The sequence below is a fragment of the Pseudomonas sp. A25(2017) genome (assembly GCF_002001065.1).
Lineage (GTDB): Bacteria > Pseudomonadota > Gammaproteobacteria > Pseudomonadales > Pseudomonadaceae > Aquipseudomonas > Aquipseudomonas kilonensis.
In genome coordinates this window covers 38,966-61,296 of the sequence record NZ_MUOA01000034.1, presented here as the reverse complement: position 1 = coordinate 61,296, position 22,331 = coordinate 38,966, and the positions used below count along the sequence as shown (strand labels likewise).

The window sequence follows — 22,331 nt, the reverse complement described above, 5'->3', positions numbered from 1 at the left end:
CAGGAGGATTCATGATGTCCAACGATCCGATTGTCATCGTCAGCGCCGTCCGTACGCCCATGGGCGGTTTCCAGGGCGAACTGAAAAGCCTCAGCGCCCCGCAGCTGGGGGCCGCTGCCATCAAGGCCGCCGTGGAGCGTGCCGGCATCGCACCCGACGCGGTTGAAGAGGTGCTGTTCGGTTGCGTACTCGCCGCCGGCCTGGGCCAGGCACCGGCGCGTCAGGCCGCGCTGGGCGCCGGGCTCGACAAGTCGACCCGCTGCACCACGCTCAACAAGATGTGCGGCTCGGGCATGGAAGCGGCGATCCTCGCCCATGACATGCTCATCGCCGGCAGCGCCGAAGTGGTGGTGGCCGGCGGCATGGAAAGCATGTCCAACGCGCCGTACCTGTTGGATCGGGCCCGCAGCGGTTACCGGATGGGCCACGGCCGGGTGCTTGACCACATGTTCCTCGACGGCCTGGAAGACGCCTACGACAAAGGTCGGCTGATGGGCACTTTCGCCGAAGATTGCGCCGAGGCCAATGGCTTGAGTCGTGAGGCCCAGGATGCGTTCGCCATTGCATCCACCACCCGCGCCCAGCAGGCGATCAAGGATGGCAGTTTCGACGCCGAGATCGTGCCGTTGCAGGTCATGGTCGGCAAAGAGCAAGTGACCGTGCGCCACGACGAGCAGCCGCCGAAAGCGCGGATCGACAAGATCGCCTCGCTCAAGCCGGCATTCCGCGAGGGCGGCACGGTGACGGCGGCCAACGCCAGTTCCATTTCCGATGGCGCCGCAGCGCTGGTGCTGATGCGTCAGAGCCAGGCTGCCCAGCGTGGCCTCAAACCCCTGGCGGTGATCCACGGTCATGCGGCGTTTGCCGATACCCCGAGCCTGTTTCCCACCGCACCGATTGGCGCCGTGAAGAAACTGATGCAAAAAACCGGTTGGTCGCTGGATCAAGTCGACCTGTTCGAAGTCAACGAAGCCTTTGCCGTGGTGGGGCTGGTGACCATGGGCAAGCTGGAGATTGCCCATGACAAGGTCAACGTCCACGGCGGCGCCTGTGCGCTGGGCCACCCGATTGGCGCGTCTGGCGCAAGGATCCTGGTGACCTTGCTGTCGGCCCTGCGCCAGAAAGGCTTGAAGCGCGGCGTCGCGGCGATCTGTATCGGTGGCGGCGAAGCCACGGCCATGGCTGTCGAATGCCTGTATTAAGGAATCACCATGCTCCCGACTGAAGAACAGACCCAAATCCGCGACATGGCCCGGCAGTTCGCCGAGGAGCGCTTGAAACCGTTCGCCGCCGAATGGGACCGTGAGCACCGTTTTCCCCGGGAAGCCATTGGTGAAATGGCCGAACTGGGCTTTTTCGGCATGCTGGTGCCGGAGCAGTGGGGCGGTTGTGAAACCGGTTACCTGGCCTACGCCATGACTCTGGAGGAAATCGCCGCCGGTGACGGCGCGTGCTCGACCATCATGAGCGTGCATAACTCGGTGGGTTGCGTGCCGATCCTCAAGTTCGGCAACGATGAGCAAAAGGCGAAATTCCTCACGCCCCTGGCCAGTGGCGCGATGCTTGGCGCCTTCGCCCTGACCGAGCCCCAGGCCGGTTCGGACGCCAGCAGCCTCAAGACACGGGCACGGCTGGAAGGTGATCATTACGTGCTCAACGGGTGCAAGCAGTTCATCACGTCCGGGCAGAACGCCGGGGTGGTGATTGTGTTTGCGGTGACCGATCCGAGCGCCGGCAAGCGCGGCATCAGTGCGTTCATCGTGCCGACCGATTCGCCGGGCTACAGCGTGGCCCGGGTCGAAGACAAACTCGGCCAGCACGCCTCCGACACCTGCCAGATCCTCTTCGAGGATGTGAAGGTGCCGGTGGGCAATCGTCTGGGGGAGGAGGGCGAGGGCTACAAGATCGCCCTGGCGAACCTGGAAGGCGGGCGCGTGGGCATCGCGGCGCAAGCGGTGGGCATGGCCCGCGCGGCGTTCGAGGCGGCCCGGGACTATGCCCGGGAACGCTCCAGTTTCGGCAAACCGATCATCGAGCACCAGGCCGTGGCGTTCCGCCTGGCCGACATGGCGACCCAGATCGCCGTGGCCCGGCAAATGGTGCACTACGCCGCCGCCCTGCGAGACAGTGGCCAACCGGCGCTGGTAGAGGCCTCCATGGCCAAGCTGTTTGCCTCGGAAATGGCTGAAAAAGTCTGCTCCATGGCGTTGCAGACCCTGGGCGGGTACGGTTACCTCAACGACTTCCCGCTGGAACGCATCTACCGCGACGTGCGGGTCTGCCAGATCTACGAAGGCACCAGCGACATTCAGCGCATGGTCATTTCGCGCAATCTTTGAGTAGGAGCTGCCGCAGGCTGCGATCTTTTGATTTTGCTCTTTCGTTCAAGACTCAATGGGCAGGAAAAGATCGCAGCCTTCGGCAGCTCCTACAGGGCATCGAGCCAAATACAGCGCTTAACAGGAGTTATACATGAGCTACGAAACGATTTTATTGGAGATCAAGGACCGCGTTGGCCTGATCACCCTCAACCGTCCCCAGGCATTGAACGCCTTGAATGCGCAGATCGTCAGCGAGCTGAACCAGGCGTTGGACAGCCTGGAGGCTGATCCGAAGATTGGCTGCATCGTGCTGACCGGCTCGAAAAAAGCCTTTGCCGCCGGTGCTGACATCAAGGAAATGGCCGAGCTGACCTACCCACAGATCTACCTGGACGACCTGTTCAGCGACAGCGACCGCGTGGCCAACCGCCGCAAGCCGATCATCGCGGCGGTGAACGGTTTTGCCTTGGGCGGTGGCTGCGAGCTGGCGTTGATGTGCGACTTCATCCTGGCCGGCGACAATGCCAAGTTCGGTCAGCCGGAGATCAATCTCGGTGTGCTGCCGGGCATGGGCGGCACCCAGCGCCTGACCCGGGCGGTGGGCAAGGCCAAGGCCATGGAAATGTGCCTGACCGGGCGCTTCATCGACGCGGTGGAAGCCGAGCGCTGCGGCATCGTCGCGCGGATCGTACCGGCTGATGAGCTGCTGGACGACGCGCTGAAAACCGCCGCGCTGATCGCCTCCAAGTCGGTGCCCATCAGCATGATGGTCAAGGAAAGCGTCAACCGCGCCTTTGAGGTCAGCCTGTCCGAAGGCGTTCGTTTCGAGCGCCGGGTATTCCACGCAGCGTTTGCGACGCAGGATCAGAAGGAAGGGATGGCGGCGTTCGTGGCCAAGCGTGCGGCGGAGTTCCAGGACAAGTGATGCAGCGTTCTCACTGACGCCATCGCGGGCAAGCCTTGCTCCCACAGGGTCCGTGATCTGACACAGTATTCTGTGTGCGGTGCAGATTCAGTGGGAGCAAAGCTTGCTCGCGATGCTTTTCGGCCCTCACACCAGGTAATGTTTGAGTTCCCGGGCGATGACCATTCGCTGTATCTCGCTCGACCCTTCATAGATCTGGGTAATCCGCGCATCGCGGTAGTAGCGCTCTACCGGATAATCCTCGAGATACCCGTACCCACCATGGATCTGTATGGCCGAGGAGCAGACTTTCTCGGCCATTTCCGAGGCGAACAGCTTGGCCTGGGAGGCTTCTGACAGGCACGGCTTGCCAGCGCTGCGCAGGCGGGCGGCGTGGAGGATGAGCAGGCGGGTGGCGTTGATGCGGGTGTGCATGTCGGCCAGCAGGTTGGCGATGCTCTGGTGCTCGATGATCGGCTTGTCGAACTGGACGCGATCACGCGCGTAAGCCAGTGCCGCTTCAAACGCCGCGCGGGCGATGCCCAAGGCTTGCGCAGCAATGCCGATGCGGCCGCCTTCCAGGTTGGACAAGGCGATGGCCAGGCCTTTACCGCGAGCCCCCAACAGGTTGGCCTCGGCAATGGTGCAGTTGCTCAAGGTGACCGCGCAGGTGTCCGAGGCGCGGATGCCCATTTTGTGTTCGGTGCGATCGACGATGAAACCCGGCGTATCGGTGGGCACCAGGAACGCTGAAATGCCTTTTTTGCCCAGCTCCGGGTCCGTCACGGCAAACACGATGGCCAGTTTCGCCCGTTTGCCGTTGCTGACGAACTGCTTGGCGCCGTTGATGACCCACTGGCCATCGCGCAGTTCGGCCCGGGTGCGCAGGTTGTGGGCTTCAGAGCCGGCCTGGGGCTCGGTCAGGCAGAAGCAGCCAATGGCCTGGCCACTGGCGAGGTCAGCCAGCCACGTCTGCTTTTGTTCGTCGGTGCCGAAATTCAGCACCGGCCCACAACCCACCGAGTTGTGGATGCTCATCAGTGCGCCGGTAGCACCGTCGCCTGCGGAGATTTCCTCCACCGCCAGGGCATAGGCCACGTAATCGACGTAGGTGCCGCCCCATTCTTCCGGCACCACCATCCCCAACAGGCCCAGTTCGCCCATCTTCGCCACCAGGCCGTCGTCAATCCAGCCGGCCTTTTCCCAGGCCTGGGCATGGGGGGCGATTTCACCGCGGGCGAAGTCCCGGGCCATGTCGCGGATCATCACTTGTTCTTCGGTCAGTTCGAGGTCATGCATGGCTCAGTTCCCGTGGTCGTCGAAGCCCTCGAAGAAACTCGCCACATGGTCGGCGTCCAGCGCCTCCAGGGTCGGCGGGTTCCAACGCGGGTTCTTGTCTTTGTCGATCAGCAAGGCGCGCACGCCTTCGATCAGGTCACCGCGTTCGAACCATTGCTGATCCAGATGCAGTTCCAGGGCAAAACAGTCTTCCAGGCTCAAATGCCGACCGCGCCGCAGCATTTCCAGGGTCACGGCCGTGGCCAGGGGAGAGCGGCTGTCCAGCAGGTCGGCGGTCTTAATCGCCCATCCGTGGCTGTTGGCGACGGTGACCTGGCGCAACTGCTCGACCATGCTCGGCACGTCGGGCAGGCCAAAGAAATGGTCGATGGCCGGCCGCAAGTCGGCCAGGGGCGGGGCAGGCAGCTGTTGCACACCCAGTTTGGCCAGCAAGCTTTGCAGGTCCTTGAGTGGCGTATCACCCCACGCCAGGCGATCGAGGCGCGCATCGAGCTGTTCAAGCTTGCGACTGTCCAGATACCAGTCGGCCAGCCCGCAATACAAGGCGTCAGACGCACGGATCTGCACGCCGCTGACGCCCAGGTAAATACCCAGTTCGCCAGGAATGCGCGGCAGGAAGTAACTGCCACCCACGTCCGGGAAATACCCGATGCCGACTTCCGGCATGCCCAGGCGGCTGCGCTCGGTCACCACCCGCAGGTCGGCACCTTGTGCCAGCCCCATGCCGCCGCCCAGCACGAAGCCGTCCATCAAGGCGAGGATCGGTTTGCGGTAGTGGTGGATCGTCAGGTCGAGGGCGTATTCCTCGACGAAGAAATCTTCATGCAGGGTGTCGCCCTGCTTGTGGCTGTCGTACAGCGAGCGGATATCGCCGCCGGCACAAAACGCCTTGTCCCCCGCGCCACGCAGTACTACGGCGCGGACCTGTGGGTCGAGGGCCCAGGCATCGAGTTGTTGTTGCAAGCTGCGCACCATGCCCAGGGTGAGGGCATTGAGGCCGGCGGGGCGGTTCAGGGTCAAATGGCCAATGTGATTGCGAACTTCGACCAGCACCTCATAGGCTGCGGTTTCGATGGTTCCCGCAGCGTGTGATGAAACCTGAGCTGTCATCGCTAACTCCCTGCTTTTATTCTTCTTTATGAATTGTGTCGCGCGTACCCATTCAGGATCGTACCAGTGCAAATTTGCATTGCACAACCGGGATACGTGCAGGTCCTTTCTGCATATTTATAGCAGCCACAGGCTCAACCGCGACCAGAGAGAACCTCCGTGATGCTGCGGCGCTTGGCATTTCGCTCGCTGACGTGGATCAATTGCTCGAGATCTTCCGGTGTGACGTCAAAGAATGCTTCCATTTCCGCCAAGGCCAGTTTCAGGTCCTCGGCCGTGATCGCCTGGCGGTCGACGGGAGTGTGGTCGGCCGGTATGACGGCCACCGGTTCGCTGGCACGCTTGGGATACCGCACCCGCGTCAGGTTGTTGTAGGCCAGCGCAAAGGCCAGCAACCCGGAGCCGGCCAGCATCGCCGCACCAACGGCTTGCCAGTCCAAGGCAATGATAGACGGGGCGGCCAGCACCAACGTCGCCGCCAGGGCGCCTGCCGGCGGGTGCAGGCAACGCAGCCAGCACATCAATACCAGCGCCATGCCCGCCGCCAGGCAGGCGCTACCCAGGGTGCGGCCCAATACATGGGCCACCAGCAGCGCGACGACCGACGCACACAGGTAACCGCCGACAATCGACCAAGGCTGGGCGAGGGCGCCCGATGACACCGCAAACAACAGCACCGCCGACGCGCCGAGCGGGCCGATCAGGTGTTGCGCCACCTCGAGGCCAAATACCTGCCCACAAAGCCAGACACTGAACATCGTCCCCAGCGCCATGCCGATGGCGGCTCGGCTCCATTCGGTGGGACGGGTATTGATAGCGGCGGGGAACCAGCGAGAAAGCATTAAGCGAGAATCCAAAAAACGAACAAAAAAAGGGGCTTACGGGAAAATCCCAGAAAGCCCTTTAAGTGTTCCAACAGTTGGGGGAGGAACGTTGCACAGTGTGCCGTTCACACCCCTTGCTTACAAATTCATATTAATGCTGCTTGAGTGCATTAATTTTGAGGTAAGGCCACGGCTCATGCGCTTCTCGACGCTGGGAACCACGTTTGCTGGGTAATGGGCAGGTTGCGCGACTGCCCGCGACCCATCGGGAAATAGGTGAACCCCTTGTCCGCCATGCGCTCCGGGTCGAACAGGTTACGTCCGTCGAAGATCACCGGGGCCTTGAGCCTCTGCCGGATCAGCTCGAAGTCCGGCGCCTTGAAGGGCTGCCATTCGGTGCAGATGACCAGCGCGTCGGCCCCCGGCAACACCGATTCCGGCGTGCCCATCAGCATGAGTCGGGTCTCGTCGGGGTAGAGCAACTGCGTTTGCTGCATCGCCTCCGGGTCAAACGCACGGACGCTGGCCCCCGCGGCCCACAGCGATTCCAGCAGGGTACGGCTCGGTGCGTCACGCATGTCGTCGGTGTTGGGCTTGAAGGCCAGCCCCCATAGGGCGAAGGTCTTGCCGCGCAGGTCGCCCTGGTAGAACGCGTTGATCCGCTCGAACAGCTTGTGTTTCTGCCGCCCGTTGATGGCTTCCACCGCTTGCAGCAGGTCGCTGGAACAGTGGGCCTGCTCGGCGGTGTGGATCAGGGCGCGCATGTCCTTGGGGAAGCACGAGCCGCCGTAGCCGCATCCTGGGTAGATGAAGTGGTAGCCGATGCGCGAGTCGGCGCCGATGCCCAAGCGCACGGACTCGATGTCGGCCCCCAGGTGTTCGGCCAGTTCGGCGATCTGGTTGATGAAGCTGATCTTGGTCGCCAGCATGCCGTTGGCGGCGTATTTGGTCAGTTCGGCGCTGCGCAGGTCCATGAACAGGATCCGGTCGTGGTTGCGGTTGAACGGGGCGTACAGGTCGCGCATGGTTTCGCGCACTTCATCGCGCTCGCAGCCGATCACGATGCGGTCCGGACGCCGGCAATCGGCGACCGCCGAGCCTTCCTTGAGGAATTCGGGGTTGGAGACGATATCGAACTGCAGCAAGCGACTGGCCTTGAGCAGGCACCTGTCGATGTGCGCCCGCAGAACGTCGCCGGTGCCCACCGGCACGGTGGACTTCTCCACCACAATAAGCGGTTGCTCGCGGTAACGCGCGACGGCCTCGCCGACGGCCAGGACCTGGCTCAGATCGGCACTGCCATCGTCCCGGGAAGGCGTGCCCACGGCGATAAACAGCACCTGGCCGTGCTGCACGGCGAGCTGTTCGTCGCAGGTGAAATGCAAACGGCCAGCCTCCAGGCCTTCACGCACCAGCGTGGCCAGGCCAGGCTCGTAAATGCTCACCTGGCCTTGGCGCAGGCTGTCGACCTTGCGCTCGTCGATGTCCATGCACACCACGTCATGGCCCACTTCGGCCAACACGGCGGCTTGCACCAAACCTACGTAGCCACTTCCGAATACACTGATTTTCATGGCGGATTCCCTGGATCGTTCCGAGCGAGCGACATGCACAACCAGCGTTCGCCGCAGTGCGCTCGACTCAGAATAAGTCGGGGATATTGCAGTTCACTGACAGCCTGACGCCGCATTTGTTTTCAGCGGAAGGAAGTAGGCGGCCCATCCCGCTGCCAGCAACACCAGGTTCGCGCTGTCGCGCAGCAGCAGGCGGTTCGTTGCCTGTCGCAGCTGTCTGGCGCTGACGCGGCCGCGGGCAATGTCCAGTCGCGCAAAACCGTGCAGATGTCGCAGGACATCGAAGGTCATCAGCGCTGAAGCGGCCAAGAAATAGAGAATTCGCTGCCAATAGGGAACACCCAGCGCCTGGAGGAGGTCGGTGGTGACGTGTTGGTGGGCCACTTCTTCCGTGCAGTGCCATCGCCACAGGCGCGTTTGCGCGGAGGCGCGGGTAGAAAGCAGCCCGCCACTGCGCAAGGCGATCCGCGAGGTGACGGCCGTCACATGCTCGAACGCCGCAGCCAGGGACAGCTGCGCCTTGAGTGACAGTTTGGCGCGCAGGGCATCGAGGTCCTTCTCGATTCCGTGTTCGTATTCCTGGACCTTAAATCCCTGCTTTTCCAGTTGCTGGTTGTAGAGGCGGTGGGCTCGCTGGTGGGCGCGTTCCTCGGCCACGAAGCTGCGCGACTGGTCTGCCAGCGTCGAGGTTGGCGGCAACTGCAAAGCGGATGATTCCACCACCGAGATCACGAACTGTTCTCCGGCGGGAAGCAACACCGAAAAGGCATCGAACAGGTAGGTCCTGATCGGTGTGTCGTTCCAGAAGGGGGCGAAAGTGTCGTCTTCGCCATGTCGGTCGGTGACCTGTTGCTGGGGAATATTCATTGGCTCAGTCCTTCATGCGTGAATGCGCTGTGCCGGTGGCGGCTATCTCGCGGATCAGTCCGGTGCAATAGCCATGAGTGATCTGGGCTTTTTGGACATACGCCTTGTCTTTCATGAGCGCGGCGTGCACCTGCTGCAGGCGAAAGCCTGGTATGGCGGGGTAAAGGTGATGTTCGGCATGAAAGCCGACTCCGTGGGGCGCGATCAAGAGGCGTTCCCACCCAGGGGCAATGACGGTTCGAGACGCGCCGTGACCGGGCTGAGGCATCGCGAAATGCTCTGCCACGTCGCGCCAATACAGCAGCGCCATCAGCACCGTGAACATCGGTATAAGCCAGTACACCAACGCCGCCAGCCAAAGGTGAAACCCGGTGAGCACCACCGCAAGCAACACGGCGAAAATCCATTGCCTGTACTGAGTGGCGGGTGGGCACTGCGAGGCCATTTTTGATGTCACCAAGGCGGTTTTGAACTCGTGGATGCTGTACAGCCCGATGCAGTGTTTCAACAGCAGGACGAGCATGTCGAAGGCCGATTTGGGAAACCTGAATCGGTCCTGCCCGGTGCATGACACCCAGTTGGGGTCATGGTCAGTGGCGGTATGTCGGTGGTGGGCGGCGTGGTCGCGCCGAAAACCAAACAGGGTAATGGTGAAGGGCAGTGCCGTCAGGAAGTCGCCCAATGTGTCGTTGAGCACAGGACGAGTCCGGCTGAACTGCCGGTGAGAGAACTCATGCATCAGGATCAGCAAGGCATGCTGCCTGGTGGCGATGAACACAATGGCCAGCAGCGAGGCGAAAATGGTCTGGGTCTGGATGGCCAGAGTTGCCGCCCCCAGAATGAGCACCCACTCCAGAATCGTGCTGGCAAGCAAGCGCAAGGGCGCGGGGCGACCCCACTCCAGCAATTGGGCGCGCGTGACGGTACGCTCGTGCTGCCCGTGGGATTGCCCAGGTTCAACTGGATTAAACATCCGACAGCCTCCTCAGGCTCGATCCAAAGTAAGTCATCAATACGGCTGCCAGGAGCAGCGCGCCGGTTGCAAGGAAGACGGCCTGGATGGAGACGAATTGCAGAACCCAGCCCGCAATCGCCGCCGAGACCGGCGCAAGACCGAAAAACACCAGCATGAACAGGCTCATGCCGCGCCCAAGCAGCCTGGGCGGTAATGAGCGCTGCAACCAGGTAAACGCCATGACCTGGACGAAGCCGCCGCAAAGCCCGATGGCAAACAACAAGGCCACCCCCTGCCAAAGGGCGTAGACCCAACCCAATGGCATTAGCAGCAAGGCGATGGCGGCGTCGACGGCGAGCAACGTGATGCCCAGATTGACCATCCGCAGTTTCGGCCGGGCGGTAAACATCAGCATGCCCACCAGCGTGCCGGCCCCCTGCGCCCCGAACAGCCATCCCAGCGCGGGCGCCTCGGGCGTGAAGCGCTCATGGGTCAGCAGCGGCAAGGCGACCTGCACCGGCCCGCTCATGAGTAATGTCATGGCGGCCATGTAGGTCAGGTAGGTGCGCAGACGTCGATCCTGAAAGAAATAACGCAGGCCTTCTGCCGTTGTCGTGCCGGCGCTGGTTTCGGAACCCGTGGCGCGGCGGACAGGCAAGGCACGCAGGCCGAACGCGGACAAGGCGAAAGTGAGCGCATCGAGGACGAATGCGATGACATAGCCATCCAGCGTCGCGTTGGCCGCCGGCCGTGGACCAAAGGGCCAGAACGCGCTGGCGATGACACCCCCGGCGGCCACCGGGCCGACCGCAATGGTCACTTGTCTGAGCGCCAGGAGAATGCCGTTGGCCCGCTCCAGGTCGCGCGCGTTCACGATGCCAGGCACCAGTGCGCTGCCGGCCGGCAGTGTGAGTGCGCTGCACAACCCCAGCAGCGCCGCCGCCCCATAGATCACCGATAAGGTGGCCTGACCGTGATAGACCGCCCAGGCGAGACCGCACAACGCCAGTGCACTGCCGTAGCAGCCGAACGACCAGATCGAGCGGGCACCGAAGCGGTCAACCAGCGAGCCGCCCGTCAACAGGAACAGGGCACGGGGCAGGGCGAGTGCGGCAAACGCCCAGCCGAGTGCCATCGGGTCTGGCGATATCACCATGATGAGCAAGGGGAAGGCGACCAGGGTGAACTGATCACCCAACATCGAGGCCACGGCACAAGCCAGCAGGCGTCGGAAGTTTTTGTCGCGAGCCAGGGTCGGCGCCGGGTTCTCTAGCGCAAGGGAGGTGTTCACAGGCATAGGAAGAACAGTTTTTTCATGCGCTGCAACCAGGGCAGCGGGACTCTCTTCCATATGAACGAAAGCCCGGACAGTGGCACTTTACCCAGGATCAACACGCCCACATCCAGCGACGGCTCATGGGGGAAATAGTTGTCTCTGATGGCGACAATCTTGCGAAAGCCTTTTTTGAAGTAGTAGCGCAGTTGCGGGTCCAGCGGCAGGCCCTGGCGCTTGCTTCGCACGTACTGGGCGACGCTGATATCAGGGTTCTTCGACAGCCAGCCGCGCAGGCCCGGAACGGGAGAGCCCAGGTAGACGTCTGACCAGCCGTGTTTCAGCGCGTAGGGCCAGAAGAACTCGAAAATGGCGTTCGCAGCTTTTGGATCGACACTGCTCAGGCTGATGCCAAACAGCGTGCCGGTTCTGGCGGATTCATCGCCGTGCTGTTTCCTGGCGCAGTCGGCCCAGGTTGGGCACTGGCGCATCAGCTCGTGTCGGGTCGGTTTCATGAACAACGATGCCAGCGCGGTACCGGTACGCGTGCAAAACGCACCGACGCTCAGGGCAGGAAATTCGGCGATGCGGGAGGCCAGCGTGGACACATCGGCACGCTGATCGTCTGTCCATTTTTTTTGTTCGAGTTCAAGCAGTGAGGGGATATCGGCAGGCGATAGAAACCGAACGTTGATTTCACTGTCGTGGACCACGTCATGGCCCTGCACGTCATGCCCCTGTTGCCAGAGGTTCGAGTCTTCGCAAGTGCGGTTTTTCAGAAGTTTTTGCATCGCGTGGGCGGCTCACCGATTGAAGTGGAATGGATCAATCGGCGCCCACGTTATGGCACAGGTGTGAAAGTCTGATGACGAAATGAATTCGCGGCTTAACTCAAATCGAGCCGGTACCCGGCCGGCAACGGTGCGACGAACTCACCCACCACTTCCCGGGTCAGGCTGGCTTCACTTTCTTCACTTTCTTCACTGCCCGGTATTAGCCAAGTAGCGGGCAACTTCTTGCAACTCGCCCAAATCCGGCGCGTTATCGATTGCCGCTTCAGGCCGACACCATGGGTACTCCAGCCTCGATGCCCAGGCCATGATCATCGGCAGATCGGTCGCTGGCAGGGTTTTCATGTGTTCGATGGTGATGGTCAGTCGCTCGACCAGTTTCGATGCTGGATCGAACTGCCAGTCATACAAGCCACAACCGACGCGTGCCTCGCCGCTGTTCTTGTCGGACATCGCCACCAGCCATTTGCACTGGAACGCCTCGGCGTTTGCCGGTGGTGGGGCGGCCAGGCAGAACGTGTAGACATTTTCGAAGGTCTGGCCAAAGCGACTGACCAGCACGTCGCCAATGGCGGCTCGGCCTTCGACGTGGTCGGGAAACGCGATGGAACCAGTGCGCACGACCATGTCCAGAATAGCGCTCGGTGTAAAGGCCTGGTCCAGCAGGTGTGGGCGGTTGCCGTCCTTGGCACGGATGTACTGTTGAATCGAGAGCTGAGCGGTGTTCATCGTGTATCCCTTCAAGTTGAAAACAGCCTCGTTCGAGGCTTGCAAATCACTGTTCCATCACTCCGTCACCAGCATGCAGCCCGGGGCGGGGCTGCATGCACAGCGATCGGCGCTCGATCAATGGCGTCGTTGCCTGTATACAGGTGTGCTTCGAAAGGGATTTACCGGGAAAACAAAGGAGCTGTTGCTGTGATTTACCTGATACGCCACGCTACGCCGCTGATCGATTACAAGCCCTGTAATGCGCGTTCGGCCAAGACCTTGCTGGATGAATACAACCAGACTTCATCCATCGATGAGGCTGAGATTACAGCATTCCTGAGCCAACCGGACGTGTCCCAAGGGCTTTTGGCGAGCGAAGCCAACATCATTTCCTCTCCCGTCAACAGAGCCTACGCGACGGCATGCCGGTTATTCGACGTAGCGCGTATTCAAAAAGATGCTCGGTTACGCGAATACGACCTGCGGTTAAGCAGCATTCCCGTCTTGAAAATGGGCGTGAGGCATTGGTTCGCGTTGCACAGGATTCTGTGGTTGTTGGGGATTTCACTGGGCGCCGCCAGCAGAAAAGCCGAACACCAGCGGGCGCTCGGTGTGGCCGATGAGCTTTACAACAGCTGCGGCGAACCGGGGAAGATCACGATCGTTGTCTCCCACGGCATGTTTCTCAGGACTGTCAGGAAAACCCTGCAAAAGCGCGGCATGCAGGCGCGCAGGGTTTATCGCTCGGGGTGTTTTACCGTCGAGTCGCTAACGCCGTGACGGGGATTGCTCGGCCACCAATAGCAACGATTGCGGCACCGGGCTTTGTGGGTGCTGCGGTTCCTGCAGGCCGACCAGTCGAAAACCGGCCATGTCCAAGGCATTGAGCCAACTGGACAACGTGCGGAAATACCACGGCATGGGTTGCCATTGGCCTTTGAACCCATCGAAGGTTTCTTCTCGCCAACCGTCCTGATAATCGCCCGCCGCCACGGTCCATGGGTGCAGCGTCTGAAGCACCAGCGCGCCGCCTGGACCGAGCAGGGCGTTCATTGCAGCGAGCAACGGAATGATGTCCTGGTGCAACAGGGCAAAGTTGGCGCAGATCAGGTCGTAGCCGGTGCCGACGTCCACCTTCGCCTCCACCAGCGCTTCATAGCTGGCCAGGTGCACCGGCGAGGAACCGGCTGCGCGGGCCGCATCGACCAGCGTCGCGTCGCCATCCACACCGACCGCCTCGATGCCCCGTTCAGCCAGCGCCCGTAACAACCAGCCTTCACCGCAGCCCAGATCCAGCACACGCTCAGGCTGGCGGCTCTGAACCGCCAGCAGCATGGCCTGGTCCGTGACCGTCAGCCGGCTTTCGATGGTGCCGGTGCGGATGGCTTCGATCCAGGGTTGGGCGTTGTGGTGCCAGCTTTGGAGGAGGGTGGTTTCCGAGGACGACATTGATCCAGCTCCGCAATGGATTGGCTAAGCATAGGCCAATCGCCGGCGCAGGGAAGCCAGTGGTCAAAGCGGGCGGTCAAGAAACAACAGGCGCGCCGCCAGCGCTGTCATGACCCCGGCAAAACCATACGTACCCAGGCGCCTTGAAATCCCGCCGCTTGCCAGTTTCGCCCTGAGCAGGGCGGCGCAAACACCCAGCAGGGTATGGAAGACGAGAGCAATCAGTGCCAGCAATGCTCCGAGGAAGATCAACTGCAGAGTCACGCCGCCGGCCTTGACGTTGACGAACTGGGGCAGGAATACCATGAAGAACAGCAGCGCCTTGGGATTCAGGAGGCTGTTGAGGGCACCTCGGCAGAAGATTTTCCACAGCGAAGCCGCCTGGAGCTGGCTATCCTGAGTCGCTGCCGGCGTTCTCAGTGCTTGCCAGGCAAGCCACAGCAAATAGCCGGCCCCGGCCAGACGCAGCAGATCGAACGCCGGCGCCCAGCTCATCACCAGCGCACCAATGCCCGCGCTGACCATCATCGTCATCAGCCCGTCCGAAAAGGAAATGCCGAGGGCGGCAGCAATGCCGGCACGCCAGCCGTGGGCCAACGCATGGCTGGTGACAAAGGCCATGTTGGGCCCCGGGACGATCAGCAAAAGCACGACAGCAACCACGAACAGGTAGAGATTGGCGGTATCCGGCATGGGAAAATCGCTCCGAGGGATGAGCCACGACAGTAAGCGAATGGCGAGGAGGGGGTTAGTTACAGTCCGGGCTTATCTGATAGCAACAGTCGTTTCTTGCGATGAGTCATCATCGCTATTGTTTGAGTATCACAAACAGTGTTATCGGAGCTCTCTGGTTTATCCCAACAATTCTGGACATTAAGGTGCTTGCATCAACAACGGCGGAGGGATCTCTGTACCGAGGCTGATTTGCCCGAGCCAAACGAAGCGGCGATGGAGCTCACGTAGGTGCTCCCGTCTGATCCTCGCAGGACGTCTGCTGAAAATAGTCATTGTATTGCTTCGAAAGCGAATGTTATTGTTGTAACACAGCGTAAATTAATGATACTACAATAACATTTCGCGTTCGAGAGCTCTGAAAATCCATGGAAAAGAACAGCTTCCTGCAGTTGCTGGAGCGAGAGTTCTCCAACCTGACCCCGACGGGCAAGCGGATCGCCAGTTATCTGTTGGGTAACCCAGAACAGCTTCCGTTCGAGTCGGCCGATAGCATCGCGCAGCAGACCTCCACCACCGGGATTTCCGTAGGGCGCTTTTTTCGATCCCTTGGTTACCAGAACATCGATGAAGTCAAACAGAGCCTGCGCGTTGAAACACCAGCGTCGTGGCTAATCACTGATCGCATCGGCGCCTTTCGTGCCGAAAGCAATCAGCAAGATGCTCTTGATCGTTCCCTGAGTCGGGAGATCGAGGCCATTCGGTATGTCTACGGTCTGGCGCGAAGTGACGCGTTCGCCGATATCGTGCAACGCATCTACGAAGCCGATGCAGTGTTCATTCTCGGCATTCAGTCCACTCGAGGGATTCTCACAGCGTTCCATAGCCACCTTGAGTACATCCGGCCCAAGGTCTACTACGTCGATGGTCTGTCCGGCATTTACGCAGAAACCCTGAATTCCGGCTTCGCCAATCCCTACGCAATCATTGCGGATTTTCGTGCTTATTCCAGCGTGACTCAGACTTTCTGCGACGCGGCCATAGACAACAACCTTCCATTGGCCCTGATCACCGACCTGCAATGCCCTTGGGCCAGAGACTACCCAATCGACCTCTTGCAACTGAAAACCGATGTCGGGCAGTTCTGGGATTCACCTGCGCCATTGGCCTGCCTGTTGAATCTCATCGTGTCGGCCGTCGCTGAGAAATACGGGGATCGGCTCGATGAGCGCTTGGCCAAGAACCGTCAATTGCAAAAAGCTTTCGGTCAGTTCGAAGGCTGATCCTCATCGTCCCACCGAATCCCAACTGGAGTATTGGCGTGAACAACAGCCCCCTTGTAGAGATCGATGCCCAGCGCTACCAGGTGCAAATCGATTTGATCTACGCCGGTGCAGACAACCTGGCAGGAAGAGTGATTTATCCAAATGCGCGTTGCCTGTTACATCGCCAGGCGGCCGACTGTTTGTACAAGGCCAGTCAGCTCGCGCGTCAGGCCGGCTTTACCCTTCGCATCTATGACGCCTATCGGCCGCCTTATGCTCAGTACCTGTTGTGGGACGCGCTGCCAAACAACGACTACGTGCGTGACCCACATTTGGGCTCCCATCACAGCCGTGGCGTGGCGGTGGATCTGACGCTGGTCGGTACTGATGGCGAGCCGCTGAATATGGGGACTGAATTCGACGCAATGGAAGAGAAATCCCACCAGTTCTATCCCGACTTGCCAGTAGACGTGCAACGCAATCGACTGCTGCTGGTGGGGATCATGCTCGCCGCCGGCTTCCAGGCGATTGCCACCGAGTGGTGGCATTACGAACTTCCGAATGCCGACGATTACCCCTTGCTGGAGGATGTTTAAACCACTGATTCACCAACAGATAGCACCGCGCAGCCCACGCTCAGTGCGGCTGATAACAATAACAAGACAGCGTTACTTACGTTTCACCTGCAACTGCCCGGTTATAGCTTTTATAAAAAACCTGACGTACTTCCCTCTATCGAATGATCAAGGAAACCGGCATGAACCCAATGAACACCGTGACCAGCAAACCCTTTCCCGGCGCCGGCAAGCTATTGCTGAGTATTTTGTGCAGTGCATTGAGCCTTGGTGCCTGGCAGGCCGCGACAGCGGCTGTACCACAAGACACCCTGGTCATCGGCAAACCCGCCGATCCCCAGACCCTCGACCCGGCCGTGACCTTCGATAACAACGACTGGACCATTACCTACCCGTCGTACCAGCGCCTGGTCGGCTACAAGGTCGAAGGCGACAAAAGCAGCACTGAAGTCCAGGGTGACCTGGCCGAGAGTTGGACCGTTTCTCCGGACAATCTGGTCTGGGAATTCAAAATCAAACCTGGCAACAAATTTGACGACGGCGCCCCTGTAGATGCCGCCGCGGTGAAGTTTTCCTTTGATCGCTTGATGACCCTCAAGCAGGGACCTTCCGGTGCATTTCCGGAGGACATGGTGGTCGCGGTTGTCGACCCGCAGACCATCCGGTTCACCCTGAAGACGCCTTTCTCGCCGTTCCTGTTTACCCTGGCCCACAATGGCGCTTCGATCATCAACCCCGCTGTGGTCAATAAAAGCGCGGACGTCAATGCCTGGCTGTCGAGCCATACCGCAGGCTCCGGTCCCTTCCGCTTGAGCAACTGGCAAAAAGGCCAGTCGTTGACCATGGAGCCCAACACCTACTTCGCCGGTCCCAAACCTGCGCTGAAAACCGTGGTCATCAAGATCATCGGTGAGCCCTCCGTGCGTCGCCTGCAATTGGAGCGGGGTGACCTGGACATCATCGAAGACATGCCCGAAGACCAGCTCGGCGTTCTTGCCAGCAAGCCCGGCGTGGCGGTGAAGGAGTTCCCGTCGCTACGGGTCACCTATCTCTACCTGAACAACAAAAAGGGCCCACTGACCAGCGTCGATGCACGTCGCGCGATCACCGAAGCGGTGGACTACAACGGCATCGTCAAAGGCATTCTCAGGGACAAGGCCAAGCTCCTGAATGGGCCAATCCCGGACGGCATGTGGGCGTATGACAGCTCGTTGCCGCCGATGAAGCAGGACATGGCCGCGGCCAAGGACAGCCTCGCCAAAACACCGCAGAAAATCACCAACCTCAGCTACATGTATTCGGACAAGGACCCTAACTGGGAACCGATCGGCCTGACTCTGCAAGCTGCATTGGCGCCACTGGGTATCAACCTCAAGCTGGAAAAGCTCGCCAACGCCACGCTGCGTGAGCGCGTCGGCCAGGCGGACTACGACATTGCCGTCGGTGCCTGGAGCCCGGACTTTGCCGACCCGTACATGTTCATGAACTTCTGGTTCGACTCCAAGATGCAGGGCCTGCAGGGCAACCGCTCCTTCTATAGCAACCCGCAAGTCGACACGTTGATTCGAGAAGCCGCCGCTGATAGCGACACCGCGAAGCGCGTCGAGCTGTACCAGACCGCGCAGAAAATGGTGCTCAAGGACAGCGTCTACGCCTACCTCTACCAGAAGAGCTACACCTTGCCGATGCGTGATTCGGTCAAGGGTTACGTGTTCAACCCCATGCTCGAGCAGGTGTTCAACTTGGGCAGCATGAGCAAATAAACCGGCTCCCTCGCGCTGGCCATTGATGGCTGGCGCGGCTTCTGACTTTCGTCGTGGGTGTTACTGAGGTGCCAAAATGGCCTTCCTGACTTTGTTGCGCAAGCGCCTGCTCGGCCTGTTGCTGGTCGTGTTCGGCGTTTCGCTGATTACCTTTGCAATTTCGCACCTGATCCCGGGTGATCCTGCTCGATTGATCGCTGGTGACCGCGCCAGTGATGCGTTGGTGGCCGGCATACGTAATCAACTGGGATTGGATCTGCCGCTGTATCAACAATACGGTCGTTACCTGATGGACCTGGTGCAGGGAGACCTGGGAACGTCGATACGCACCAGCCGTCCCGTTCTGGAAGACTTGCAGACGTTCTTCCCGGCGACACTGGAGTTGGCGCTGGTAGCGCTGGTACTTGCGATCCTGGCTGGCGTGCCGCTTGGCGTGCTATCAGCGGTTTATCACAATCGGGCGATTGACCAGATCGCCCGCACGCTTGCAGTCACCGGTATTTCAACGCCGGCCTTTTGGCTCGGCCTGGGCGCCATCGTTCTGTTCTACGGGCATCTGGGCTGGTTGCCGGGAGGAGGGCGGCTGTCCGAAGGGCTTGTTCCGCCGCCGACAATCAGCGGTTTTTATCTGCTCGACTCGCTGCTCGCCGGTGAGGGCAGGCTGTTTCTCGATGCCGTGGAGCATCTGATTCTGCCGGCGGCAACCCTGGGGTTCGTGACCTTGGGCGTCGTCGCACGGCAGATTCGTTCAGCCATGCTTGATCAACTCGGCGAAGACTATATCCGCACCGCCCGCGCCTACGGCTTGTCCCGATGGACTGTGATCCTGCGCCATGCACTGCCTAACGCGCTCATCCCTTCAGTGACTGTCCTGGGGCTGACCCTCGGAGATTTGCTGTACGGCGCGGTGCTGACCGAAACGGTCTTCGCCTGGCCCGGCATGGGCGCCTATGTCGTCAAGTCGATCCAGTCGCTGGACTTCCCGGCGGTGATGGGTTTCGCCATTCTGGTTTCGTTCATCTATGTGCTGCTGAACATGGCCATCGATATTGTGTATCGCGTGATCGACCCGCGCATCGGAGAGGTAAGTTGAAATGTCCGCTACCCTGATGGCCACGCGCCGCCCGCGCTGGAACGAAAAACTCGCCTATCTGACCTACCGCGTCCGCCGCAGTCCGCTGACCATGGCGGGCCTGGCGATCACTTGTATCGTCTTGCTGTGCATGATCTTCGCCCCTTGGCTCGCCAGTCACGATCCCAACGCGCTGAACTTGGCCGAACGCCTGGCGCCGCCATCCAGCACCCATTGGTTCGGCACTGACGAAGTCGGCCGCGACCTGTTCAGCCGCGTGCTGTTCGGTAGCCAGCAGTCAGTGGGTGTCGGTCTGTTCGTGGCTTTTGCATCCTGTTTTATCGGCGGGTTGCTGGGGTGCTTTTCCGGGGTCATCGGTGGCCGTTTCGACGCATTGATCATGCGCCTGATGGACATCATGCTGTCGGTGCCATCGCTGGTGCTGATCATGGCCTTGGCGGCTGCGTTGGGCGCGAGCCTGTTCAACGCGATGCTGGCAATTACGCTTGTACGAATTCCTTCCTATGTCCGGCTAGCCCGCGGCCAAGCCTTGAGCATCCGCGAGATGGGTTATGTCAAGGCCGCCCAAACCTTCGGGGCAGGGCGCTGGCACGTGGTGCACTGGCACGTGGCACGCAACGCAATGCCGCCATTGCTGGTGCAGTTGAGCCTGGATATCGGCAGCGCGATCCTCATGGCCTCGGCCTTGGGTTTTATCGGCCTGGGGGCGCAGCAGCCTACGGCCGAGTGGGGCGCGATGGTCGCCACCGGGCGCAACTACATCCTCGATAACTGGTGGTATTCGACCTTTCCAGGCCTGGCGATTCTGATCACGGCCACCGGGTTCAACTTGCTGGGCGATGGCGTACGCGATCTGCTCGACCCACGGCAACAGGGGAAATGACCATGCATGCGTCGAGTCCAGTATTGTCCATCGACAACCTGAGCCTGGAATTCCCGGCTTACAAAAACAACGTCAAAGCCCTGAACGGCGTGTCGCTGCACGTCAATCCGGGGGAAATCGTCGGCGTCGTCGGCGAGTCCGGATCGGGCAAGTCGGTCACGGCCATGCTCAGCATGCGATTGTTGCCCGAGCGCAGCTATCGCATCACCGCCGGCAGCCTGAGCATGCTCGGTCGCGACATGCTGGCAGCGCCTGAAAAGGAGTTACTGACGATTCGTGGGCGCGATGCCGCGATGATTTTCCAGGAACCGATGACAGCCTTGAATCCGACCCGGCGCATCGGTAGGCAAATGCTCGATGTGATCATCCATCACCAGAAAATCAGCGCCGCCCAAGCCCGTCTCAAGGCGATCGCACTGTTGCGCGACATGCACATCGCCAGTCCGGAACAGGTATTGGAGAGCTATCCTTTCGAGCTGTCTGGCGGCATGCGCCAGCGGGTGATGATCGCGCTGGCGTTCTCCTGCGAACCTCAATTGCTGATCGCCGACGAGCCGACAACGGCCCTCGACGTGACCGTGCAACGCCAGGTGCTGTTGCTGTTGCGAGAAAAAGCCAGGCAGCGGGGCACGGCCATCTTGCTCATCACCCATGACATGGCATTGGTTTCGCAGTTCTGCGACCGGGTCTACGTCATGTACACAGGGGCAGTGGTCGAGGAGGGCCGCACGGCCGATGTCATGGGAAATCCGCAACATCCCTATACGCAAGGTTTGCTCAGTGGCCTGCCGGAAATGGTCGAGCCGGGCCAGCCGCTGCTGACCATTCCCGGTCAAGTGCCGAACCTGGCCTCTTTGCCCGTGGGCTGTACTTTTCAGGAGCGGTGTACATACGCCATGCCGGTTTGTAGCAAACGCCCGAATCTCAACACTATCAACGGTAATGACCAACGTAAAAGCGCGTGCTGGTTACCGGTCAAGGAGCTTTCGTGATGAACAGTGCCGTCCTTCAACCCATCACCCAAGCTCCCACGATTCTTCAACTTGACGATGTTCATGTTCGTTTCCCCGTGAGCAATGACTGGTTGGGGCGACCGCGTGGATATGCCCACGCCTTGAACGGGATTGATCTTCAGGTGCGGGCAGGCGAGACCCTGGGTATTGTCGGCGAGTCAGGTTGCGGCAAGAGCACCTTGGCCCAGCTGTTGATGGGCCTGGTGCCGCCGAGCAGCGGGGAGCTGAACTGGGTCAATCGCAGCGGCGAAGGCCGCAGCAACGTTCAGATTGTTTTCCAGGATCCACAGTCGTCCCTTGATCCGCGCCTGCCTATCTGGAGAATCATCACCGAACCGTTATACGCCCGAGGTCATGTCAGCCATGCGCAGATGCGCGATGTGGCCGCCAGGGTCGCGGCCCAAGTCGGCATCCGCCCGGAGTACCTGGACCGCTTCGCGCACCAGTTTTCCGGGGGGCAGCGTCAGCGCATTGCCATCGCCCGAGCCCTTTCGTCAGACCCGGATATCATTGTCCTGGACGAGCCCACGTCAGCGCTGGACATCTCGGTTCAGGCGCAGATTCTCAACCTGCTGGCAGAGCTGCAAAGTGCCCGCAACCTGACTTACATCCTGATTTCTCATAACGTATCAGTGGTGCGTCATATGGCTAATCGGGTGGCGGTGATGTACCTGGGGCAAATCGTTGAACTGGGCAGCGCGGCTCAAGTGCTCGATCAGCCACGTCACCCCTATACCCGGTTGTTGCTCGAGGCGGTACCACGACTGGGCGTGCCACTGCACGACGAGCAAGTCGCGGCGCCTACCGAATTACCAGGGAACCGCCAACTACCGAGTGGCTGCTTCTTCCGCGAACGGTGCAATCTATGCACCGTTGGCTGCGAGAAGCCTCAGGCCTTGCTGGGGGATGAGCAGCAGTGTGTGCGATGTCATTTACAGGATTGAGTCACTGGCTTCGCAGTTTTCGCACCGGACTTATCAGTGGCCTGT

At 60.6% G+C, this 22,331-nt stretch carries 22 protein-coding genes; 11 read left to right on the top strand and 11 right to left on the bottom strand.

Going from position 1 to position 22,331, the window contains the following annotated elements; translation table 11 throughout:
* Positions 1–11 precede the first annotated feature (11 nt).
* The 3 genes from B0E42_RS02300 to B0E42_RS02290 all read left to right on the top strand — a co-directional run bounded on the left by B0E42_RS02300 (position 12) and on the right by B0E42_RS02290 (position 3,246).
* The gene (locus tag B0E42_RS02300) at positions 12–1,202 is read left to right on the top strand and encodes an acetyl-CoA C-acyltransferase (protein WP_162493986.1); all 1,191 of its coding nucleotides are present in this window, start codon (positions 12–14) and stop codon (positions 1,200–1,202) included.
* 9 nt (positions 1,203–1,211) lie between these two features.
* Positions 1,212–2,339, top strand: coding sequence for an acyl-CoA dehydrogenase (locus tag B0E42_RS02295; RefSeq protein WP_024617256.1), 1,128 nt, complete (start codon positions 1,212–1,214; stop codon positions 2,337–2,339).
* Between the two features lie 133 nt (positions 2,340–2,472).
* A complete protein-coding gene (locus tag B0E42_RS02290) occupies positions 2,473–3,246 on the top strand; it encodes an enoyl-CoA hydratase (protein ID WP_024617255.1) in 774 nt (257 codons plus the stop codon).
* A 126-nt stretch (positions 3,247–3,372) separates the two neighbouring features.
* On the opposite strand, the gene B0E42_RS02285 is transcribed toward B0E42_RS02290, so the two are convergent.
* From B0E42_RS02285 to B0E42_RS02245, 9 genes are all read right to left on the bottom strand, one after another.
* Positions 3,373–4,524 (bottom strand): acyl-CoA dehydrogenase family protein, encoded by a 1,152-nt coding sequence (locus B0E42_RS02285; protein WP_053179894.1) that lies wholly within the window; start codon positions 4,522–4,524, stop codon positions 3,373–3,375.
* Positions 4,525–4,527: 3 nt separating this feature from the next.
* Positions 4,528–5,634, bottom strand: a complete 1,107-nt coding sequence (locus B0E42_RS02280) for an enoyl-CoA hydratase/isomerase family protein (RefSeq protein WP_077505503.1) — start codon at positions 5,632–5,634, stop codon at positions 4,528–4,530.
* Between the two features lie 134 nt (positions 5,635–5,768).
* Complete coding sequence (locus B0E42_RS02275) at positions 5,769–6,476, bottom strand: HPP family protein (protein ID WP_053179890.1); 708 nt, start codon at positions 6,474–6,476, stop codon at positions 5,769–5,771.
* A gap of 176 nt (positions 6,477–6,652) precedes the next feature.
* Positions 6,653–8,032, bottom strand: a complete 1,380-nt coding sequence (locus tag B0E42_RS02270) for a UDP-glucose/GDP-mannose dehydrogenase family protein (RefSeq protein WP_077505501.1) — start codon at positions 8,030–8,032, stop codon at positions 6,653–6,655.
* Between the two features lie 93 nt (positions 8,033–8,125).
* Positions 8,126–8,899 (bottom strand): metal-dependent hydrolase, encoded by a 774-nt coding sequence (locus B0E42_RS02265; RefSeq protein ID WP_077505499.1) that lies wholly within the window; start codon positions 8,897–8,899, stop codon positions 8,126–8,128.
* A gap of 4 nt (positions 8,900–8,903) precedes the next feature.
* Positions 8,904–9,872 (bottom strand): fatty acid desaturase family protein, encoded by a 969-nt coding sequence (locus B0E42_RS02260; RefSeq protein WP_018603927.1) that lies wholly within the window; start codon positions 9,870–9,872, stop codon positions 8,904–8,906.
* Positions 9,865–11,151, bottom strand: a complete 1,287-nt coding sequence (locus B0E42_RS02255; protein WP_053188534.1) for an MFS transporter — start codon at positions 11,149–11,151, stop codon at positions 9,865–9,867. The genes B0E42_RS02260 and B0E42_RS02255 overlap by 8 nt, the downstream gene beginning before the upstream one ends.
* Positions 11,142–11,918 carry a hypothetical protein gene (locus B0E42_RS02250; RefSeq protein ID WP_018603930.1) on the bottom strand — a complete coding sequence of 259 codons (777 nt, stop codon included), beginning with the start codon at positions 11,916–11,918 and terminating at the stop codon, positions 11,142–11,144. Before B0E42_RS02250 ends, B0E42_RS02255 begins: the two co-directional genes overlap by 10 nt.
* A 189-nt stretch (positions 11,919–12,107) precedes the next feature.
* Positions 12,108–12,647 carry a hypothetical protein gene (locus B0E42_RS02245; RefSeq protein WP_077505533.1) on the bottom strand — a complete coding sequence of 180 codons (540 nt, stop codon included), beginning with the start codon at positions 12,645–12,647 and terminating at the stop codon, positions 12,108–12,110.
* Positions 12,648–12,836: 189 nt separating this feature from the next.
* Between B0E42_RS02245 and B0E42_RS02240 the strand changes: the two genes are divergently transcribed.
* On the top strand, positions 12,837–13,409 hold the full coding sequence (locus B0E42_RS02240) for a histidine phosphatase family protein (RefSeq protein WP_018603934.1): 573 nt from the start codon (positions 12,837–12,839) through the stop codon (positions 13,407–13,409).
* Here B0E42_RS02240 and B0E42_RS02235 read toward each other — a convergent pair.
* Both B0E42_RS02235 and B0E42_RS02230 read right to left on the bottom strand, forming a co-directional pair.
* Positions 13,398–14,078 (bottom strand): bifunctional 2-polyprenyl-6-hydroxyphenol methylase/3-demethylubiquinol 3-O-methyltransferase UbiG, encoded by a 681-nt coding sequence (locus B0E42_RS02235; protein WP_053179879.1) that lies wholly within the window; start codon positions 14,076–14,078, stop codon positions 13,398–13,400. The genes B0E42_RS02240 and B0E42_RS02235 overlap by 12 nt on opposite strands.
* Positions 14,079–14,141: 63 nt before the next feature.
* Positions 14,142–14,771 carry a LysE family translocator gene (locus B0E42_RS02230; RefSeq protein WP_018603937.1) on the bottom strand — a complete coding sequence of 210 codons (630 nt, stop codon included), beginning with the start codon at positions 14,769–14,771 and terminating at the stop codon, positions 14,142–14,144.
* A 407-nt stretch (positions 14,772–15,178) separates the two neighbouring features.
* On the opposite strand from B0E42_RS02230, the gene B0E42_RS02225 reads away from it, so the two are divergent.
* The 7 genes from B0E42_RS02225 to B0E42_RS02195 all read left to right on the top strand — a co-directional run bounded on the left by B0E42_RS02225 (position 15,179) and on the right by B0E42_RS02195 (position 22,286).
* Positions 15,179–16,033 carry a MurR/RpiR family transcriptional regulator gene (locus B0E42_RS02225; RefSeq protein ID WP_053179877.1) on the top strand — a complete coding sequence of 285 codons (855 nt, stop codon included), beginning with the start codon at positions 15,179–15,181 and terminating at the stop codon, positions 16,031–16,033.
* Between the two features lie 38 nt (positions 16,034–16,071).
* Positions 16,072–16,611: a D-alanyl-D-alanine dipeptidase gene (ddpX, locus tag B0E42_RS02220; protein WP_018603941.1), complete on the top strand. Its 540-nt coding sequence runs from the start codon at positions 16,072–16,074 to the stop codon at positions 16,609–16,611.
* 161 nt (positions 16,612–16,772) lie between these two features.
* Positions 16,773–18,353 (top strand): ABC transporter substrate-binding protein, encoded by a 1,581-nt coding sequence (locus B0E42_RS02215; protein ID WP_053179875.1) that lies wholly within the window; start codon positions 16,773–16,775, stop codon positions 18,351–18,353.
* A gap of 76 nt (positions 18,354–18,429) precedes the next feature.
* Entirely contained in the window at positions 18,430–19,446 is a 1,017-nt protein-coding gene (locus B0E42_RS02210) for an ABC transporter permease (protein WP_077505497.1), read from the top strand.
* Position 19,447: 1 nt separating this feature from the next.
* Positions 19,448–20,329, top strand: coding sequence for a D,D-dipeptide ABC transporter permease (gene ddpC, locus B0E42_RS02205; protein WP_053188522.1), 882 nt, complete (start codon positions 19,448–19,450; stop codon positions 20,327–20,329).
* Between the two features lie 2 nt (positions 20,330–20,331).
* Positions 20,332–21,321 (top strand): ABC transporter ATP-binding protein, encoded by a 990-nt coding sequence (locus B0E42_RS02200; RefSeq protein ID WP_053179869.1) that lies wholly within the window; start codon positions 20,332–20,334, stop codon positions 21,319–21,321.
* Entirely contained in the window at positions 21,321–22,286 is a 966-nt protein-coding gene (locus tag B0E42_RS02195; protein WP_018603950.1) for an ABC transporter ATP-binding protein, read from the top strand. The genes B0E42_RS02200 and B0E42_RS02195 overlap by 1 nt, the downstream gene beginning before the upstream one ends.
* Positions 22,287–22,331 lie beyond the last annotated feature (45 nt).

What these genes read in the sequence shown, in the direction of transcription:
- B0E42_RS02300 (WP_162493986.1), top strand. Translation starts at nt 12, where the DNA reads ATGATGTCCAACGATCCGATTGTCATCGTCAGCGCCGTCCGTACGCCC.
- B0E42_RS02295 (WP_024617256.1), top strand. Translation starts at nt 1,212, where the DNA reads ATGCTCCCGACTGAAGAACAGACCCAAATCCGCGACATGGCCCGGCAG.
- B0E42_RS02290 (WP_024617255.1), top strand. Translation starts at nt 2,473, where the DNA reads ATGAGCTACGAAACGATTTTATTGGAGATCAAGGACCGCGTTGGCCTG.
- B0E42_RS02285 (WP_053179894.1), bottom strand. Translation starts at nt 4,524, where the DNA reads ATGCATGACCTCGAACTGACCGAAGAACAAGTGATGATCCGCGACATG.
- B0E42_RS02280 (WP_077505503.1), bottom strand. Translation starts at nt 5,634, where the DNA reads ATGACAGCTCAGGTTTCATCACACGCTGCGGGAACCATCGAAACCGCA.
- B0E42_RS02275 (WP_053179890.1), bottom strand. Translation starts at nt 6,476, where the DNA reads ATGCTTTCTCGCTGGTTCCCCGCCGCTATCAATACCCGTCCCACCGAA.
- B0E42_RS02270 (WP_077505501.1), bottom strand. Translation starts at nt 8,032, where the DNA reads ATGAAAATCAGTGTATTCGGAAGTGGCTACGTAGGTTTGGTGCAAGCC.
- B0E42_RS02265 (WP_077505499.1), bottom strand. Translation starts at nt 8,899, where the DNA reads ATGAATATTCCCCAGCAACAGGTCACCGACCGACATGGCGAAGACGAC.
- B0E42_RS02260 (WP_018603927.1), bottom strand. Translation starts at nt 9,872, where the DNA reads ATGTTTAATCCAGTTGAACCTGGGCAATCCCACGGGCAGCACGAGCGT.
- B0E42_RS02255 (WP_053188534.1), bottom strand. Translation starts at nt 11,151, where the DNA reads ATGCCTGTGAACACCTCCCTTGCGCTAGAGAACCCGGCGCCGACCCTG.
- B0E42_RS02250 (WP_018603930.1), bottom strand. Translation starts at nt 11,918, where the DNA reads ATGCAAAAACTTCTGAAAAACCGCACTTGCGAAGACTCGAACCTCTGG.
- B0E42_RS02245 (WP_077505533.1), bottom strand. Translation starts at nt 12,647, where the DNA reads ATGAACACCGCTCAGCTCTCGATTCAACAGTACATCCGTGCCAAGGAC.
- B0E42_RS02235 (WP_053179879.1), bottom strand. Translation starts at nt 14,078, where the DNA reads ATGTCGTCCTCGGAAACCACCCTCCTCCAAAGCTGGCACCACAACGCC.
- B0E42_RS02230 (WP_018603937.1), bottom strand. Translation starts at nt 14,771, where the DNA reads ATGCCGGATACCGCCAATCTCTACCTGTTCGTGGTTGCTGTCGTGCTT.
- B0E42_RS02225 (WP_053179877.1), top strand. Translation starts at nt 15,179, where the DNA reads ATGGAAAAGAACAGCTTCCTGCAGTTGCTGGAGCGAGAGTTCTCCAAC.
- B0E42_RS02215 (WP_053179875.1), top strand. Translation starts at nt 16,773, where the DNA reads ATGAACCCAATGAACACCGTGACCAGCAAACCCTTTCCCGGCGCCGGC.
- B0E42_RS02210 (WP_077505497.1), top strand. Translation starts at nt 18,430, where the DNA reads ATGGCCTTCCTGACTTTGTTGCGCAAGCGCCTGCTCGGCCTGTTGCTG.
- ddpC (WP_053188522.1), top strand. Translation starts at nt 19,448, where the DNA reads ATGTCCGCTACCCTGATGGCCACGCGCCGCCCGCGCTGGAACGAAAAA.
- B0E42_RS02200 (WP_053179869.1), top strand. Translation starts at nt 20,332, where the DNA reads ATGCATGCGTCGAGTCCAGTATTGTCCATCGACAACCTGAGCCTGGAA.
- B0E42_RS02195 (WP_018603950.1), top strand. Translation starts at nt 21,321, where the DNA reads ATGAACAGTGCCGTCCTTCAACCCATCACCCAAGCTCCCACGATTCTT.